Annotated in this window: 13 protein-coding genes; 11 read left to right on the forward strand and 2 right to left on the reverse strand. The window is 66.4% G+C overall.

Translation table 11 applies throughout. The features are described from left to right. Window positions 1-5: 5 nt before the first annotated feature. Together EL288_RS23390 and waaC are read right to left on the reverse strand one after the other, a co-directional pair. Entirely contained in the window at window positions 6-1,292 is a 1,287-nt protein-coding gene (locus EL288_RS23390; protein ID WP_033447880.1) for a 3-deoxy-D-manno-octulosonic acid transferase, read from the reverse strand. A 1-nt stretch (window position 1,293) separates the two neighbouring features. Further along, on the reverse strand, window positions 1,294-2,301 hold the full coding sequence (waaC, locus tag EL288_RS23395) for a lipopolysaccharide heptosyltransferase I (protein ID WP_014905414.1): 1,008 nt from the start codon (window positions 2,299-2,301) through the stop codon (window positions 1,294-1,296). Window positions 2,302-2,431: 130 nt separating this feature from the next. On the opposite strand from waaC, the gene wlbA reads away from it, so the two are divergent. The 11 genes from wlbA (at window position 2,432) to wlbL (ending at window position 14,675) form a co-directional block, all read left to right on the forward strand. Next, entirely contained in the window at window positions 2,432-3,484 is a 1,053-nt protein-coding gene (wlbA, locus tag EL288_RS23400; RefSeq protein WP_003807115.1) for an O-antigen biosynthesis protein WlbA, read from the forward strand. 3 nt (window positions 3,485-3,487) lie between these two features. Then, on the forward strand, window positions 3,488-4,063 hold the full coding sequence (gene wlbB / locus EL288_RS23405) for an O-antigen biosynthesis protein WlbB (protein ID WP_003807114.1): 576 nt from the start codon (window positions 3,488-3,490) through the stop codon (window positions 4,061-4,063). Between the two features lie 3 nt (window positions 4,064-4,066). Then, on the forward strand, window positions 4,067-5,167 hold the full coding sequence (gene wlbC / locus EL288_RS23410; protein WP_003807112.1) for an O-antigen biosynthesis protein WlbC: 1,101 nt from the start codon (window positions 4,067-4,069) through the stop codon (window positions 5,165-5,167). Between the two features lie 7 nt (window positions 5,168-5,174). Beyond that, the gene (gene wlbD, locus EL288_RS23415; protein ID WP_033447875.1) at window positions 5,175-6,263 is read left to right on the forward strand and encodes an O-antigen biosynthesis protein WlbD; all 1,089 of its coding nucleotides are present in this window, start codon (window positions 5,175-5,177) and stop codon (window positions 6,261-6,263) included. A gap of 23 nt (window positions 6,264-6,286) precedes the next feature. Next, window positions 6,287-7,546 carry an O-antigen biosynthesis protein WlbE gene (gene wlbE / locus EL288_RS23420; protein ID WP_003807109.1) on the forward strand — a complete coding sequence of 420 codons (1,260 nt, stop codon included), beginning with the start codon at window positions 6,287-6,289 and terminating at the stop codon, window positions 7,544-7,546. 62 nt (window positions 7,547-7,608) lie between these two features. After that, complete coding sequence (gene wlbF / locus EL288_RS23425; protein WP_033449698.1) at window positions 7,609-8,796, forward strand: O-antigen biosynthesis aminotransferase WlbF; 1,188 nt, start codon at window positions 7,609-7,611, stop codon at window positions 8,794-8,796. Beyond that, a complete protein-coding gene (gene wlbG / locus EL288_RS23430; RefSeq protein ID WP_003807105.1) occupies window positions 8,793-9,386 on the forward strand; it encodes an O-antigen biosynthesis protein WlbG in 594 nt (197 codons plus the stop codon). Before wlbF ends, wlbG begins: the two co-directional genes overlap by 4 nt. A 195-nt stretch (window positions 9,387-9,581) precedes the next feature. Next, on the forward strand, window positions 9,582-10,754 hold the full coding sequence (gene wlbH / locus EL288_RS23435) for an O-antigen biosynthesis protein WlbH (protein WP_010929609.1): 1,173 nt from the start codon (window positions 9,582-9,584) through the stop codon (window positions 10,752-10,754). After that, the gene (wlbI, locus tag EL288_RS23440; protein ID WP_003807102.1) at window positions 10,751-11,455 is read left to right on the forward strand and encodes an O-antigen biosynthesis protein WlbI; all 705 of its coding nucleotides are present in this window, start codon (window positions 10,751-10,753) and stop codon (window positions 11,453-11,455) included. The genes wlbH and wlbI overlap by 4 nt, the downstream gene beginning before the upstream one ends. Then, window positions 11,442-12,752, forward strand: a complete 1,311-nt coding sequence (locus tag EL288_RS23445) for a hypothetical protein (protein WP_225665472.1) — start codon at window positions 11,442-11,444, stop codon at window positions 12,750-12,752. The genes wlbI and EL288_RS23445 overlap by 14 nt, the downstream gene beginning before the upstream one ends. Window positions 12,753-12,800: 48 nt before the next feature. Next, window positions 12,801-14,675, forward strand: coding sequence for an O-antigen biosynthesis protein WlbL (wlbL, locus tag EL288_RS23450; protein ID WP_003807099.1), 1,875 nt, complete (start codon window positions 12,801-12,803; stop codon window positions 14,673-14,675). Window positions 14,676-14,689 lie beyond the last annotated feature (14 nt).

Raw genomic sequence — 14,689 nt, forward strand, 5'->3', positions numbered from 1 at the left:
GCGGGCTATCCCAGCCAATCCTCCAGCGCGTCCAGCGTGCGCCGCGTGGCGCCGGCATGCGCGGCGGTCCAGGCGCGCGCGGCCTCGCTCATGGCCTGCCGGCGTGCCGGCTCGGCCAGCAGCTGCAGCGCCCAATCGAGCGCGGTGCGCGCGTCGGGCGCACGCAGCGCCGCCCCCGCCGCAATGGCGTCCCGGGCGGCATCCTTGAAATTGAACGTATGCGGGCCGACGATGACCGGCGTGCCGGCCGCGCAGGCTTCGATCAGGTTCTGCCCGCCCAGCCTGGCGAAGCTGCCCCCCACGATGGCAACATCGGCGGCCGCGTAGTAGAACGGCATCTCGCCCAGGGTATCGCCCAGCAGTACGTCGATATGCGGTCCGGGCTCGCCCGAGCCGGCCGAGCGCCGCGCATAGGCCAGGCCGGCCGCCTGCAACTGGGCGGCCGCCTCGTCGAAACGCTGGGGATGGCGAGGAATCAGCAGGATCAGCGGCCGCGGCGTGGCGGCGCGATGCGCCTGCAAGGCGCCGATCGCCTCGATGAACATGGCATCCTCGCCCTCGCGCGTGCTCGCCAGCGCAATCACGGGCCGGCCCGTCGCCCCGGCCCAGGCGTGTCCGACCCGCAATTGCGCCTCGGGCAGCGCCACGTCGAACTTCAGGCTGCCGGTCACCGTGTAGGCATTCGCACCAGCCTGGCACAGGCGCGCGCCATCCTCGTCGGTCTGCGCCAGCACCCGCCCCAGGCCCGCCAGGGCCTCACGCAGCGCCTGGCCCAGCCAGCCGGCCTGGCGCAGCGACGAAGCGGAAAAGCGCGCGCTGACCAGCGCCATCGGCACCCCCTGCGCGCGCGCCGCCGCCAGCAGATTGGGCCAGACTTCCCGCTCTATCAGCAAACCGCAGCGGGGCGCATGGCGCGCCAGGAAGCGCCGCGTCGCGCCAGGAAAATCGTAGGGCAGCCAGGCTTGCTGCAATTGCCCGCGTCCGATCGCCGCGCCGAACAGGCGCTCGCCCTCGGCCCGGCCGGTGGCGGTGGTATGGGTCAACAGGACGGGCAGGCCACGCTCCAGCAGGGCCTGGACCAGCGGCTGCGCCGCGCGCGTCTCGCCCAGGCTGACCGCATGCACCCAGACCGGCGCGGCCAGCGGCGCGGGCGCGCGCGCGCCGGCGCGACCGAAGCGGGCCGGCGCGAACAACTCCCACTGGCCGCCCGCGCGCCGCGCGCGGCGCCACATCCATAGCCAGATCAACGGCGCCAGGCCCCGCAACGCCAGGGTATAGACGCCGCGGCCCATGTCAGGCCGCCGCCAGGGCCTGCTCGACCGAGGCCAGCACGGCCTCGCGCGATGGCGAGGCGCCACGGTCGCCCAGGCTGGCCGTGTAGCTGGGCCCCACCAGCGGCGTACGCACCGGCGTCGAGGCACGATAGATGCCGATGGTCGGACGGCCCAGCGCCGCCGACAGATGCGTCAGGCCGCTGTCCAGCCCCACCATCAGGCGGGCGCCGGCCAGCACCTGCGCCACCGACGTCAAATCCATGCGCGGCAGCACTTCCACGCCCTCCATGCCGGCAACCAGCACGCGGGCGCGCTCGGCCTCCTGCTCGTTGCCGGCCAGCAGGCGCAGGGCGCAGCCGGCATCCTGCAGCCGCCGGAATACGGCGCGCCAATCGTCCTCGGGCCACAGTTTGTCGTCGCGGCTGGCCGACGGCATGATCACCGCATAACCCCGGTCGGCCGCCAGGTGCAGCATGCGGCGGCCCGGATCGGCCGGCGCATCGTCGGCCTGCGCGGCCCGGCCGAATGCCTGCAATCCGAAGTCGGGCGATCCCGCGTAGTTGTAGCCAAAGGTCAACGCGGCCAGCTTGCGCTGGCGCACCACGGCCGGCTGCCAGAACTCCACCCGGTGCCGGACGTTGTAAAACAGCGACGCCAACGGTTCGCGCGCGGAGCGCCAGTCCAGGCCGTGGCGCACTCCGCGGGTCTGCCGCACCAGCCAGGCCGATTTCAGCAGCCCCTGCATATCCAGCACGACATCGTAGGACACCGAGCGCAGGCGCTCGGCCAGCGCGCGGCGTTCCTGGCGCACCGGCTCGGACCACCAGGCCTTGCGCCAGCGCCGGTGTGCCACCTTGATCACCTCATTGACCGCCGGATGCCATTTCGGGATATCGGCAAAAGCCTCTTCCGCAACCCAGTCAATCTGGGTATCGGGAACGTATCGGGCGATATCGGAAATAGCAGGCAGCATATGCACCAAATCGCCAAGCGACGAGGTGCGAACGATGAGAATACGATTTGGCATCAATAACCAACGAGATTTGTCAGGAAAATCCCTACGGGATTCGCGGTATTATTGCCGCTTATTTTCGCCCGCTGCTGTCCGGGGCGGCATAAGAAGAATTTCGGCAATTTACCTCAATCCCTCGGCGTTCATGAGCTCACTTCCCATCACCGATCGAAAAATCCGTTTCGGCTTAGTTGGTTGCGGCCGCATTTCCAAGAACCATATCGGCGCGATCGCGCAGCACGGCGACCGCGCCGAGCTGGTCGAAATCTGCGATACCAACCCCGAGGCGCTGCAGGCTGCCGAGGCGGCCACCGGGGCGCGGCCGTTCTCCTCGCTCAGCGACATGCTGGCGCAAGGCAATGCCGACGCGCTGGTGCTGGCCACCCCGTCCGGCCTGCACCCCTGGCAAGCCATCGAAGTGGCCCAGGCCGGTCGCCACGTGGTCAGCGAGAAGCCCATGGCTACCCGCTGGGAAGACGGCAAGCGCATGGTCAAGGCCTGTGACGAAGCCGGGGTGCGCCTGTTCGTGGTCAAGCAGAACCGCCGCAACGCCACCCTGCAACTGGTCAAGAAGGCCATCGAGCAGGGCCGCTTCGGCCGTATCTACATGGTGACGGTCAACGTCTTCTGGACCCGGCCGCAGGAGTATTACGACGCCGCCCGCTGGCGCGGCAAGTGGGAATGGGACGGCGGCGCATTCATGAACCAGGCCAGCCACTACGTGGACCTGCTGGACTGGCTGGTCGGCCCGGTCGAAAGCGTCTACGCCTACACGGCCACGCTGGCGCGCCGCATCGAAGCCGAGGACACCGGCGTGGCGGCGCTGCGCTGGCGCCACGGCGCGATGGGCTCGATCAACGTCACCATGCTGACCTATCCGCAGAACCTGGAAGGCTCCATCACCATTCTCGGTGAAAAGGGGACGGTTCGCGTGGGCGGCGTTGCGGTCAACCGCATCGACGAATGGAAGTTTGCCGAACCGCATCCGGATGACGACAAGATCCGCGAAGCCAATTACGAAACCACGTCGGTCTACGGTTTCGGGCACCCGCTGTACTACGACAATGTCATCAATTGCCTGCGCGGCGACTGCGAACCCGAAACCGACGGCCGCGAAGGCCTGCAATCGCTGGCCCTGCTGACCGCCATCTACCGCTCCGCGCGCGACGGCGTGCGCATCCCCCTGCCGCTGGACTGACGCATGACCACCATCCATCCGACCGCCATTGTCGATGAAGGCGCCCGCATCGGCGCCAACAGCCGCATCTGGCACTGGGTCCACATCTGCGGCGGCGCCGAGATCGGCGCAGGCTGCTCGCTGGGGCAGAACGTCTTCGTCGGCAACCGTGTGCGGATCGGCGACCGCGTGAAAATCCAGAACAACGTGTCGGTGTACGACAACGTTTTCCTGGAGGACGACGTGTTCTGCGGTCCGAGCATGGTGTTCACCAACGTCTACAACCCGCGCGCGGCCATCGAACGCAAGAACGAATACCGCGACACGCTGGTGCGCCAGGGCGCCACGCTGGGCGCCAACTGCACCATCGTCTGCGGCGCGACAGTGGGCCGCTACGCCTTTGTCGGCGCCGGCGCGGTCGTCAACAAGGACGTCCCCGATTTCGCACTGGTGGTCGGTGTGCCGGCGCGCCAGATCGGCTGGATGAGCCGCCACGGCGAACAGCTCGACCTGCCCCTGGCCGGCAACGGCCAGGCGCGCTGCCCCCATACGGGCGACCTTTATATCCTGGAAAACGGCGTCTGCCGACTGGGCGAGTGAGACATGCAATTCATTGACCTGAAAACCCAATACCAAGCGCTGCGCGACACCATCAACCCGCGCATTCAGGCCGTGCTGGACCACGGCCAGTTCATCATGGGCCCGGAAGTCAAGGAACTGGAGGCCGCCCTGTGCGCCTACACCGGCGCCAAGCACTGCATCACCGTGGCCTCGGGCACCGAGGCGCTGCTGATCTCGCTGATGGCGCTGGGCGTGAAGGCCGGCGACGAAGTCATCACCACCTCGTTCACCTTCGTGGCCACCGCTGAAGTCATCGCGCTGCTGGGCGCCAAGCCCGTGTTCGTCGACGTCGAACCGGATACCTGCAACATCAAGGTGTCCGAGATCGAAGCGAAGATCACCCCGCGCACCAAGGCCATCATCCCGGTGTCGCTGTACGGCCAATGCGGCGACATGGACGAAGTCAACGCCGTCGCGGCCAGGCACGGCCTGCCGGTCATCGAAGACGCCGCGCAGAGCTTCGGCGCCACCTACAAGGGCCGCAAGAGCTGCAACCTGTCGACCATCGGCTGCACCAGCTTCTTCCCGAGCAAGCCGCTGGGCTGCTACGGCGACGGCGGCGCGCTGTTCACCAACGACGACGAGCTGGCGCAAGCCATGCGCGAAATCCGCGTGCACGGCCAATCGGGCCGCTACTACCACACCCGCATCGGCGTGGGCGGCCGCATGGACACGCTGCAATGCGCCGTGGTGCTGGGCAAGCTGGAGCGTTTCGATTGGGAAATCGCCCAACGCATCAAGATCGGCGCGCGCTACCAGCAACTGCTGGCCGATTTGCCCGGCGGCGCATGTACCGTAACCGTGCGCCCCGACCGCGACAGCGTCTGGGCCCAGTTCACCGTCATGGTGCCCAACCGCGAAGCCGTCATCGCCCAGCTGAAGGAGGCCGGCATTCCCACCGCCGTGCACTATCCGCGCCCCATCCACGCGCAGCCGGCCTATGAGCAATACGCCGAGGGCGCCGGCGCCACGCCGGTTTCCGACGACCTGGCCGCGCGCGTCATGAGCCTGCCGATGCACCCGGATCTGGACGAAGCCACCCAGGACAAGATCGTCGCCGCGTTGCGCCAGGCCCTGAACTGATTTCGTCATGCCGAAGAAGATACTGACCGTACTGGGCGCCCGCCCGCAATTCATCAAGGCGAGCGTCGTCTCCGCCGCCATTGCCCAGCACCCGGAACTGACGGAAGTCGTGGTCCACACGGGCCAGCATTTCGACGCCAACATGTCCGACGTCTTCTTCGACGAACTGGGCATGCAGACGCCCGCCCACCAGCTCGACATCCACGGCGGCGGCCACGGCGACATGACCGGCCGCATGCTGGTCGCGCTCGAACAGGTGATGCAGGCGGAAAAGCCGGACGTGGTGCTGGTCTACGGCGACACCAATTCGACCCTGGCCGGCGCGCTGGCGGCGGTCAAGCTGCATATTCCGGTCGCCCACGTGGAGGCCGGCCTGCGTTCGTTCAACCTGCGCATGCCCGAGGAAGTGAACCGCATCCTGACCGACCGCATTTCGCGCTGGCTGTTCACGCCTACCGACAGCGCCACGCGCCACCTGGCCGCCGAAGGCCAGTCGGGCGAGAAGGTCGTGCAGGTCGGCGATGTCATGTACGACGTCGCGCTGCACCACGGCGCGCGGGTCACCGCCGAAGGCCGGGCCCTGGCGGCCCATGGCCTGAAGCCGGGCGGCTATGTGCTGGCCACGATCCATCGCGCGGAAAATACCGACGACGCGCAACGCCTGACGACCATCGTGCGCGCGCTGCAGGCGTTGGCCGCCGAGCGCCAGGTCGTCTGGCCGCTGCACCCGCGCACGCGGGGCATCCTGGCCCGCCTGGGACTGCTCGACGAGCTGGCGTCCACCGTCACCTTGCTCGAACCGGTCGGCTACCTGGACATGGTGCAGCTGGAGAAATACGCCGCCCTCATCGCCACCGACTCCGGCGGCGTGCAGAAGGAAGCGTTTTTCCATCGCATCCCCTGCGTCACGCTGCGCGACGAAACCGAATGGACCGAGCTGGTCGACGCCGGCTGGAATCGCCTGGCGCCGCCGGTGTCCAGCGCCGTTGTCGCGCAAGCCGTCCAGGACGCGCTGCGCGAACAGCCGCGCGACGTGCAGCCCTACGGCGACGGCCAGGCCGCACGGCGCATCGTGGACGCCCTGGCCGCCCACTGATCCACCGTAGTACACGCACCGCCATGAACATCCTGCTGATCAACCATTACGCAGGCTCGCCCCGCTATGGCATGGAGTTCCGGCCGTATTACTTCGGCCGCGAATGGATCGGGCATGGGCATCAGGTAAAAGTGGCGGCCAGCACGATCTCGCACATCCGGGCGCGCGCCCCCCAGGCAGGCGGCCGGCTGACGCGCGAGAACGTCGATGGCATCGAGTATCTCTGGTATGCCACGTTGCCGTACCAAGGCAACGGCGCGCGCCGCCTGCTCAATATGCTGCAGTTCAGCGCGCGCCTGTATGGGCTGCGCCGCGACCTTGGCGGCTGGCGGCCGGATATCGTCATTGCCTCGTCCACTCATCCCTACGACGTCCTGCCCGCGGCACGCCTGGCCCGCCAGACCGGCGCCCGCCTGGTGTTCGAAGTGCACGACCTGTGGCCGCTGACGCCCAGGCTGCTGGGCGGCTTCAAGGCCTGGCATCCGATGATCGCGTCGATGCAATACGCGGAAGACTACGCGTACCGGCACGCCGACCTGACCGTTTCCATGCTGCCATGCGCCCTGCCCTACATGCGCGAGCGCGGGCTGGACCCGCGGCGGTATGCGCACGTGCCCAACGGCGTGCCGGTGACGGAATACAGTTCGCCCGACTTCGATAACCCCGACTATCTGCGGGTACGCGCGCAGATCCGCCAATTGCGCGAACAATGCGATTTCGTGCTTGCCTACGCCGGCACGCACGGCCACGCCAATGCGCTGGACATGCTGTTGCAGGCGATGGCGCGGCTGCGCGACCAACCCATCGGCCTCTTGCTGCTGGGCGATGGCCCCGACAAACCGGAGCTCAAGCGCCTGGCCGGCCAGCTCGGCCTGCGCCACATCGCCTTCGCCGATCCGGTGCCTCGCCCCGCCGTGCAGGCCGTGATGGCCGACATCGACGCGGCCTATATCGGCCTGAGGCGCAGCCCGCTGTTCCAGTTCGGCGTCAGCCCCAACAAGCTGTTCGACTACATGCTGTCGGCCTGCCCGGTAGTGCAATCGATCGAAAGCGGCAACGATATCGTGGCCGACGCCCGTTGCGGCGTGTCCGTGCCGGCGGAAGATCCGGCCGCCCTGGCCGCGGCCCTGCACGGCCTGCGCGCCCTGCCCGCCGCCGAGCGCCAGGCCATGGGCCGGCGCGGCCGTGACTACGTACTCGCCCGCCACGACTACCCGGTGCTGGCGCAGCAATTCCTCGACGCCGTGCAATCTGTCACGCCACGGCGCGCAGCCTCGCGCTAATCTGCGAGAATTGGCCGGTGCCGCCGGCGGCGCGCCTCTCACTTCTACAGCGATCCAGCACCATGAGCGACTTCCTGCCCTTTGCCCTGCCCGATATCGGCGAGGCCGAAATCCAAGCGGTCACCGAATCCATGCGTTCGGGCTGGCTGACCACCGGCCCCAACGCCCGCGAGTTCGAACGCGAATTCGCGGCCTACATGGGCGCCGACGTGGAGGCCGTGGCCGTCAATTCGGCCACCGCCGGCCTGCACCTGGCCCTGGAAGCCATAGGGGTCGGCCCGGGCGACGAAGTCATCACCACCACCCACACATTCACCGCCAGCGCCGAAGTCGCCCGCTACCTGGGCGCCGAACCGGTCCTGGTCGATATCGACCCGGCCACGCTGTGCATCTCGCCCGCCGCCATCGAACGCGCCATCACGCCGCGCACCCGCGCAATCGTGCCGGTGCACTACGGCGGCCTGTCCTGCGACATGGACAGCATCCTGGAGATCGCCCGCAAGCACGGCCTGAAAGTCATCGAGGACGCCGCCCACGCGCTGCCCGCCTCCTGGCAAGGCCGGCGTATCGGCAGCCTGGAAAGCGACCTGACCGTCTACAGCTTTTACGCCACCAAGACGCTGGCCACCGGCGAAGGGGGCATGGTGGTCACGCGCGACCCCGCCCTCGCCAAGCGCTGCCGTGTCATGCGGCTGCATGGCATCGACCGCGACGCCTTCGATCGCTTCACCTCGAAGAAGCCGGCGTGGTACTACGAAATCGTCGCCCCCGGCTTCAAGTACAACATGACCGACACGGCCGCCGCGATGGGCCGCGTCCAGTTGCAACGCGTGCAGCAAATGCGCGACCGGCGCGCACAGATCGCCGCGGCCTATGACCAGGCCTTCGCCGATCTGCCGCTGACACTGCCCCCCAGCCCTGGCCGCACGCCGGGCGTCGAACGCGCGGCCCACCGCGACGACGACGAGCATTCCTGGCACCTGTACGCCATCCGCATCCATCCGCAGGCGCCGCTCAAGCGCGACGACTTCATCGTGCGCATGACCGAGAACGGCATCGGCTGCAGCGTGCACTACGTGCCGTTGCACCTGCAGCCCTATTGGCGCGACCGATATGGCCTGACGCCTGACATGTACCCCCATTCCCAGGCCGCATTCGAAGGCATGGCCAGCCTGCCGATCTACTCGCGCATGACCGATGCCGATGTACAGCGCGTCATCGCATCGGTACGGCAACTGCTGCACCCATGATCAAACGGCTGTTTGACGTCGTTTGCTCGGGGCTGGGGCTGCTGGCGCTACTGCCGCTGCTCGCCCTGATCGCCATCGCCATCAAGCTGGACAGCCCGGGACCGGTGTTTTTCCGCCAGGAACGCGTCGGCAAGGGCGGCGTGCCATTTCGCATCCACAAGCTGCGCAGCATGAGCGTGCGGCAGGACCCGCAGGCGGGGCAGATCACGGTGGGCGCCGACCCTCGCATAACCCGTGTCGGGAAATGGATCCGCAAGTGGAAACTGGACGAGCTGGTCCAATTGATCGACGTCTTTACCGGCAGCATGAGCCTGGTCGGCCCGCGCCCCGAAGTGCCCCGCTATGTGGTCCTGTATCCGGACGCGTTGCGCAACCTGATCCTTTCGGTGCGCCCCGGAATCACCGATCCCGCGTCGATACGCTTTCGCAACGAAAACGAGATCCTGGGACAATCGAGCGACCCCGAACGTACATACCGCGAAATCATTCTTCCGGAAAAATTGCGTATCCAGGCCGAATATGTCCAAACACGGACATTTTTGGGTGACCTGAAAATCATTGCCCATACCCTGCTGGCCGTTGCCAGATAATCGGAAACTATTTGATACTCTTACTCCACGGGTAAGACACGCCGCTCATTGGAGATTGTGTTAATTTGACTCGCACTCAATGGCGCGCCCCGGCAGTGTCGCGCCTTTGCGCACCAATGCCGCGGCTTTCCCGCCATCCGACTGTCCCCAGGATGCGCCCGGTCGCGCGCATCCACGATGGTTCGATGATTTATCTTGCTAAGTAACGTACCCTCTCGCCAGTCGCCAGACTTCGCGCAACGCACGCCTGCCAGGGTAGCCTTGCTGGGACCGGCACGTAGCATCCATACCATCCGCTGGGCAAACGGATTGGCCCTGCGCGGCCTGCAGGTACACCTGCTTTCGCTGGAAACGCCCGATCTCTCGCTGTACGACGAGCGCATCGTCCAGTATCGACTTCCCTGGCGCGCTCCGCTGGGTTACTTCCTGGCCGCGCCTCGCCTGCGGGCACTGCTCAAACGCATCGACCCGGATCTGCTCAACGTTCACTATGCGACCGGCTACGGCCTGTTGGCGCGCCGCGCCCGTTTCTCCCCCGTCCTGCTGTCAGCGTGGGGCAGCGACATTTACGAGTTTCCGAACTCCAGTACCTGGCACAAGGCATTGCTGCAGCGCAATCTCGACCATGCGACGGCCCTGGCGGCCACCAGCCACGCCATGCAGCGCGAAATGCGCGGCCTGACGCGGCGCCCGATCTTCGTTACCCCGTTCGGCATCGACGAAGCGCTGTTCCAACCGGCCCAATCCGTCCAGGCGCCGGCCGCGGACGGCCCCATCGTCATAGGCACGGTCAAGGCGCTGGAAACCCACTACGGCATCGACACGCTGATCCAGGCCTTTGCGCTGCTCAGGCAGGCCCTGGCAGCCAGCCAGCCCGGGATGGCCGAGCGCCTGGTGTTGCGCATCTATGGCGCGGGAAGCCAGCTCCAGCGCCTGCGCGCGCAGGCCCAGGCCGCCCATATCGCGAACCAGGTGGAATTCAAGGGACGTATCCCGCACGCCGAGGTGCCCGAAGCCTTGCGCGCCCTGGACGTGTACGTGGCCTTGAGCCGCATGGACAGCTTCGGCGTCGCCATCCTGGAAGCCTGCTCGTGCGCCCTGCCGGTCGTGGTGTCCAATGCCGATGGCCCGGCCGAGGTCGTGGTCGACGGCAAGACGGGCTACATCGTGGCGCGTGAAGACGCCCATGCCGCGGCCGACAGGCTGCAGGAGCTGGTCCTGAACCCGGAGTTGCGTCAACGCCTGGGTGCCGCCGGGCGGGCCCGCGTGCTCAGCGAATACACCTGGAGCAAAAGCCTGGATATGATGCTGGACGCCTACACCGAAACAGCCAGGCTTTATCGTGCGACCCAGCCCGCCTCCGTATGATGACCCTGCTACCCCTGCTGGTCATCGCCAGCTATTCGATCATCCATCTGCTCGAGTATCTGAGCTACTACGCGCGCGTCGCGGGGCGCATGGCGGGCAAGCCCGTCACCGGCTATGCCATCCAGAACGCCACCACCACGGTCACCCGCTTCTTCTACCTGGCCCTGATGCCGCTGCTGGGCTTCCTGGTCGACAAGCAGGTCCCGACCTCGCTCTATCTCCAGATGGGGCTGGCAGCCATGTTTGGCGCGGCGCTGCTGTCCCTGCTGGGTTACTGGCTGCGCTACTCCTGGATCGCGCTGCTCACCAATGCCGTGCGCAAGCGCGCGGGGCAGCCGCCACTGCGCGTTGAAGAAATCCGGACCGCCCTGGAGGCGCCGGCCAGCCTGCCGAAAAAACGCATCGCCCTGCTGGCCGCAATCGTTTTCCTTTGCTATTGCCTGGGCGTATTACTTTCATACTTTTTCGCGCTGGTGTTTCACGAGTATCGAAGTACGATTTCGCAACTGTCAGGATTGATCAACGGCGTTGCGACCGTCCTGCTCACATTTGTCCTGGAGCCCCGCATTGCCGGCATCGTGGACGCGCGTCCGACCCACGACGTCTATCATGCGATCCAGGCCATGCTGAATGGCCGGTTGATCGCAATCGGTTTGCTGGCGCCCGCTCTTTTCTTCGGAGTTTGCATTGGCTTTGTCTAGCGCGCCGACCCGAGCCCTGGCTTGGCCGAACATATCCACGCCACTGGCCTTGTGCGCCGTCGCACTGGGTTTTTCCGGCTCTTCCATCTATGTGCTGGACCCGCTGCGGCCCTTTCATTTCGGCGCCGCGCTGATCCTGGCTCTGATCGCGCTGGACCGGCAATGGCGCCGTGCTGTCCTGGATAGTGCCCTGACCCGCTGGCTGGCAGCGACCGCGGCGGTCCTGCTGATCCAGTTGCTGTGGGTAGAGCATACGGACCGTTATCTGCGTTTTCTGGCCTTCCTGCTGACAGGCGTCTGCTACACCGTGCTGGCCGACGCGCTGGTCCGCCGCCGCGTGGATTTTGCCGAAGGCTTGTACCCCATTGTCCTCTACTGGCTGATCACAGCCGCCATGCCGATCTACGACGCCTGGACCGGCTCGGGCCGCTTCCGGATGAGCTACCCCCTGACCGGCGGCGTCTGGTACAACATCAATGACATGGCCACGGCCCTGGTCTTCGCCAATCTCATCTGGCTCCTGATCAAGCGCAAGCTGTCGTTCCCCCTGTACCTCACCTGTTGGTTCTATGCCCTGGCCATGAACCGCCGCACCATCTTGCTGGCCGCAAGCGTGCTGGGGCTGCTGTATCTGCTGGGCTACGCGCGGCGCCTGAAGCACGGCAACCGGGCGCTGCTGGCCGGCGCGCTGCTTGCGACCTCGGCCGCCGCCCTGGTGCTGCATCATGGCAACTTCCAGTTCGGCACCCTCCCGTCCCTGGCGCCCCGGGCCCAGGTCGGGGCTGGCGCCGTACTGACGCCGGCATCCACCGCGGCCGCCGACGAGACCATCCAATCCGCGCAGGCCGGCGAGGATATGCCTCCCGTGGACGAGATCGGAGTGATTGCCAATAACGGCGACCACTCGACCGCTTATCGGGTCCAGCTATTGCTGGACATGTATGCGCAGATCCGCGACATGCCCTGGTGGCAATGGGCATTCGGCCTGGGGCTGGGACAATTGAACCTGATGTGGCCGGCGACGGACGCCCAATGGGCATCGCCGCATTTCTTTTGGCTCGAAATGTTCTTTCATCTGGGCTTGCTGTGGGTGGCATTCCTCGGCTGGCTGTTGGTGCGCTCGGACAGTACCGGACGCATCTGCCTGATAACCGCGGCGATCGCCGGCATGGCCCCGAGTTCCATGATTTATCTGCAGCCCTTCTGGTTTCTGGTCGGCGTATGCGTGGCCGTCTTGCCACAGAAAAATGGCGCCCCGTCCCGTCCAGCCGCATTTCCGCAGCACGCTAGTCAGTAAAATCCGCAAACTGCTTGCCTACCCTTTTTCGCATCGTCCGTCGCAGTCATGACTCTCCCCTATGCCATCCGGCGCCTCTTCGTCGACTTGCCGCGACCGTTCAAGCAGATGCTGGCGATCGTGCTGGATGCCGTAATCCTGCTGGGCGCTTTCCACCTGGCGCTATGGCTGCGTTTCGAGCTGTTCTTCCTGACCGACCAGTATCTGTTCCTGTCCCTGCTGGCCTGCGCGGGCGGCATTGCGGCCCTGGCGGCGTTCGGCGTCTACCTCTATATCCTGCGCTACATGAGCGAGCGGGTGCTGGCCGCCATCCTGGGGGGAATAGTGGTATCGGTCATGGTCGTGACCGCCGGGAACACCTTCCTGCAGCTGGCTACCATCTCGCGCGGCGTACTGGTCCTGTATGCCGCGCTCGCCCTGGTGGGCCTGATCGGCGTACGGCTGATTGCCCGCAAACTGCTGTTCCCCGCCGACCATCACATGGCCGATCCGCGCACGCCGGTGCTGATCTACGGCGCGGGCGGGGCCGGGTCGCAACTGGCCATGGCGCTGCGCGCGGGGCCGCATTACCGTCCCGTCGCCATGCTCGACGACGACAAGCGTAAACACCGCCTGGTCGTCAACGGCCTGCGGGTCTACCCGCCCGAGCAACTGCCCAAGCTGATCGACCGCCACAACATCCGGCAGCTGCTGATCGCGATGCCTTCGGCGCCGCCCAAGCAGATCCGCAGCATCGTCGAAGCCGCCGAACCATACCGCCTGCGCATCCGGCTGGTGCCGAGCATGCGCGAACTCATCGACCCCACCAATGGCGTGCGCCTGCGTGACGTGCAGGTGGAGGATCTGCTCGGACGCGATCCGGTCGCGCCCATCGATACGCTGTTGGGCCGCTGCGTCACCGACCGGGTCGTCATGGTCACGGGCGCCGGCGGCTCCATTGGTTCCGAACTGTGCCGCCAGATCCTGGCCTTGCGCCCCCGCAAGCTGGTGCTCTTCGAGATCGCCGAACCGGCGCTCTACGCCATCGAGCAGGATCTGCGCCAGCGCATCGGCGAGCGCAACATCGAAATTGCCGGCGTGCTGGGGTCGGTGCGCGACGCCGCCCACTGCCTGGCCCAGTTGCAGGAGCACGGCGTACAGACCATTTATCACGCCGCCGCGTACAAGCACGTGCCCATCGTCGAGCACAATGTCTCCGAGGGCATACGCACCAATGCCTTCGGCACGCTCAACATGGCCGAGACCGCCATCCAGGCGGGCGTGCTCGATTTCGTCCTGATCTCCACCGACAAGGCCGTGCGCCCCACCAATGTCATGGGCGCCTCCAAGCGCCTGGCCGAGCTGATCCTGCAGGCGCACGCGCAGATCCAGGACAAGACCCGCTTCTCGATGGTGCGCTTTGGCAACGTGCTGGGCAGCTCCGGCAGCGTCGTTCCGCTGTTCCGGCGCCAGATCCTCGAAGGCGGGCCGATCACGCTCACGCATCCCGAGATCACGCGCTACTTCATGACCATACCCGAAGCCGCGCAACTGGTACTGCAGGCCGGTGCCATGGGCGAATCCGGCTCGGTCTTCGTGCTGGACATGGGCGAACCGGTATTGATCCGCGAACTGGCCGAGCGCATGGTGCGCCTGTACGGACTGACGGTAAAGAACTCGGACCAGCCGGATGGCGATATCGAAATTCGCATCACGGGACTGCGGCCCGGGGAAAAACTGTACGAAGAACTGCTGATCGGGGAAGACTCCCGTGAAACCCTGCATCCCCGCATCATGCGCGCCACGGAATACAGCCTTCCGTACGAAACCCTCATGGGGCAATTGCGCATGCTCGATCGTTCGCTGCAAATGTGCAGCCCGCGGCAAGCGGCGGAATTGCTGGGCCAGATCGTACGGGAATATGCGTCGGTGACGTACGCCTAGCCAGCCCGCGCAAG

This window comes from Bordetella bronchiseptica, assembly GCF_900636925.1.
Taxonomy (GTDB): domain Bacteria; phylum Pseudomonadota; class Gammaproteobacteria; order Burkholderiales; family Burkholderiaceae_B; genus Bordetella; species Bordetella pertussis.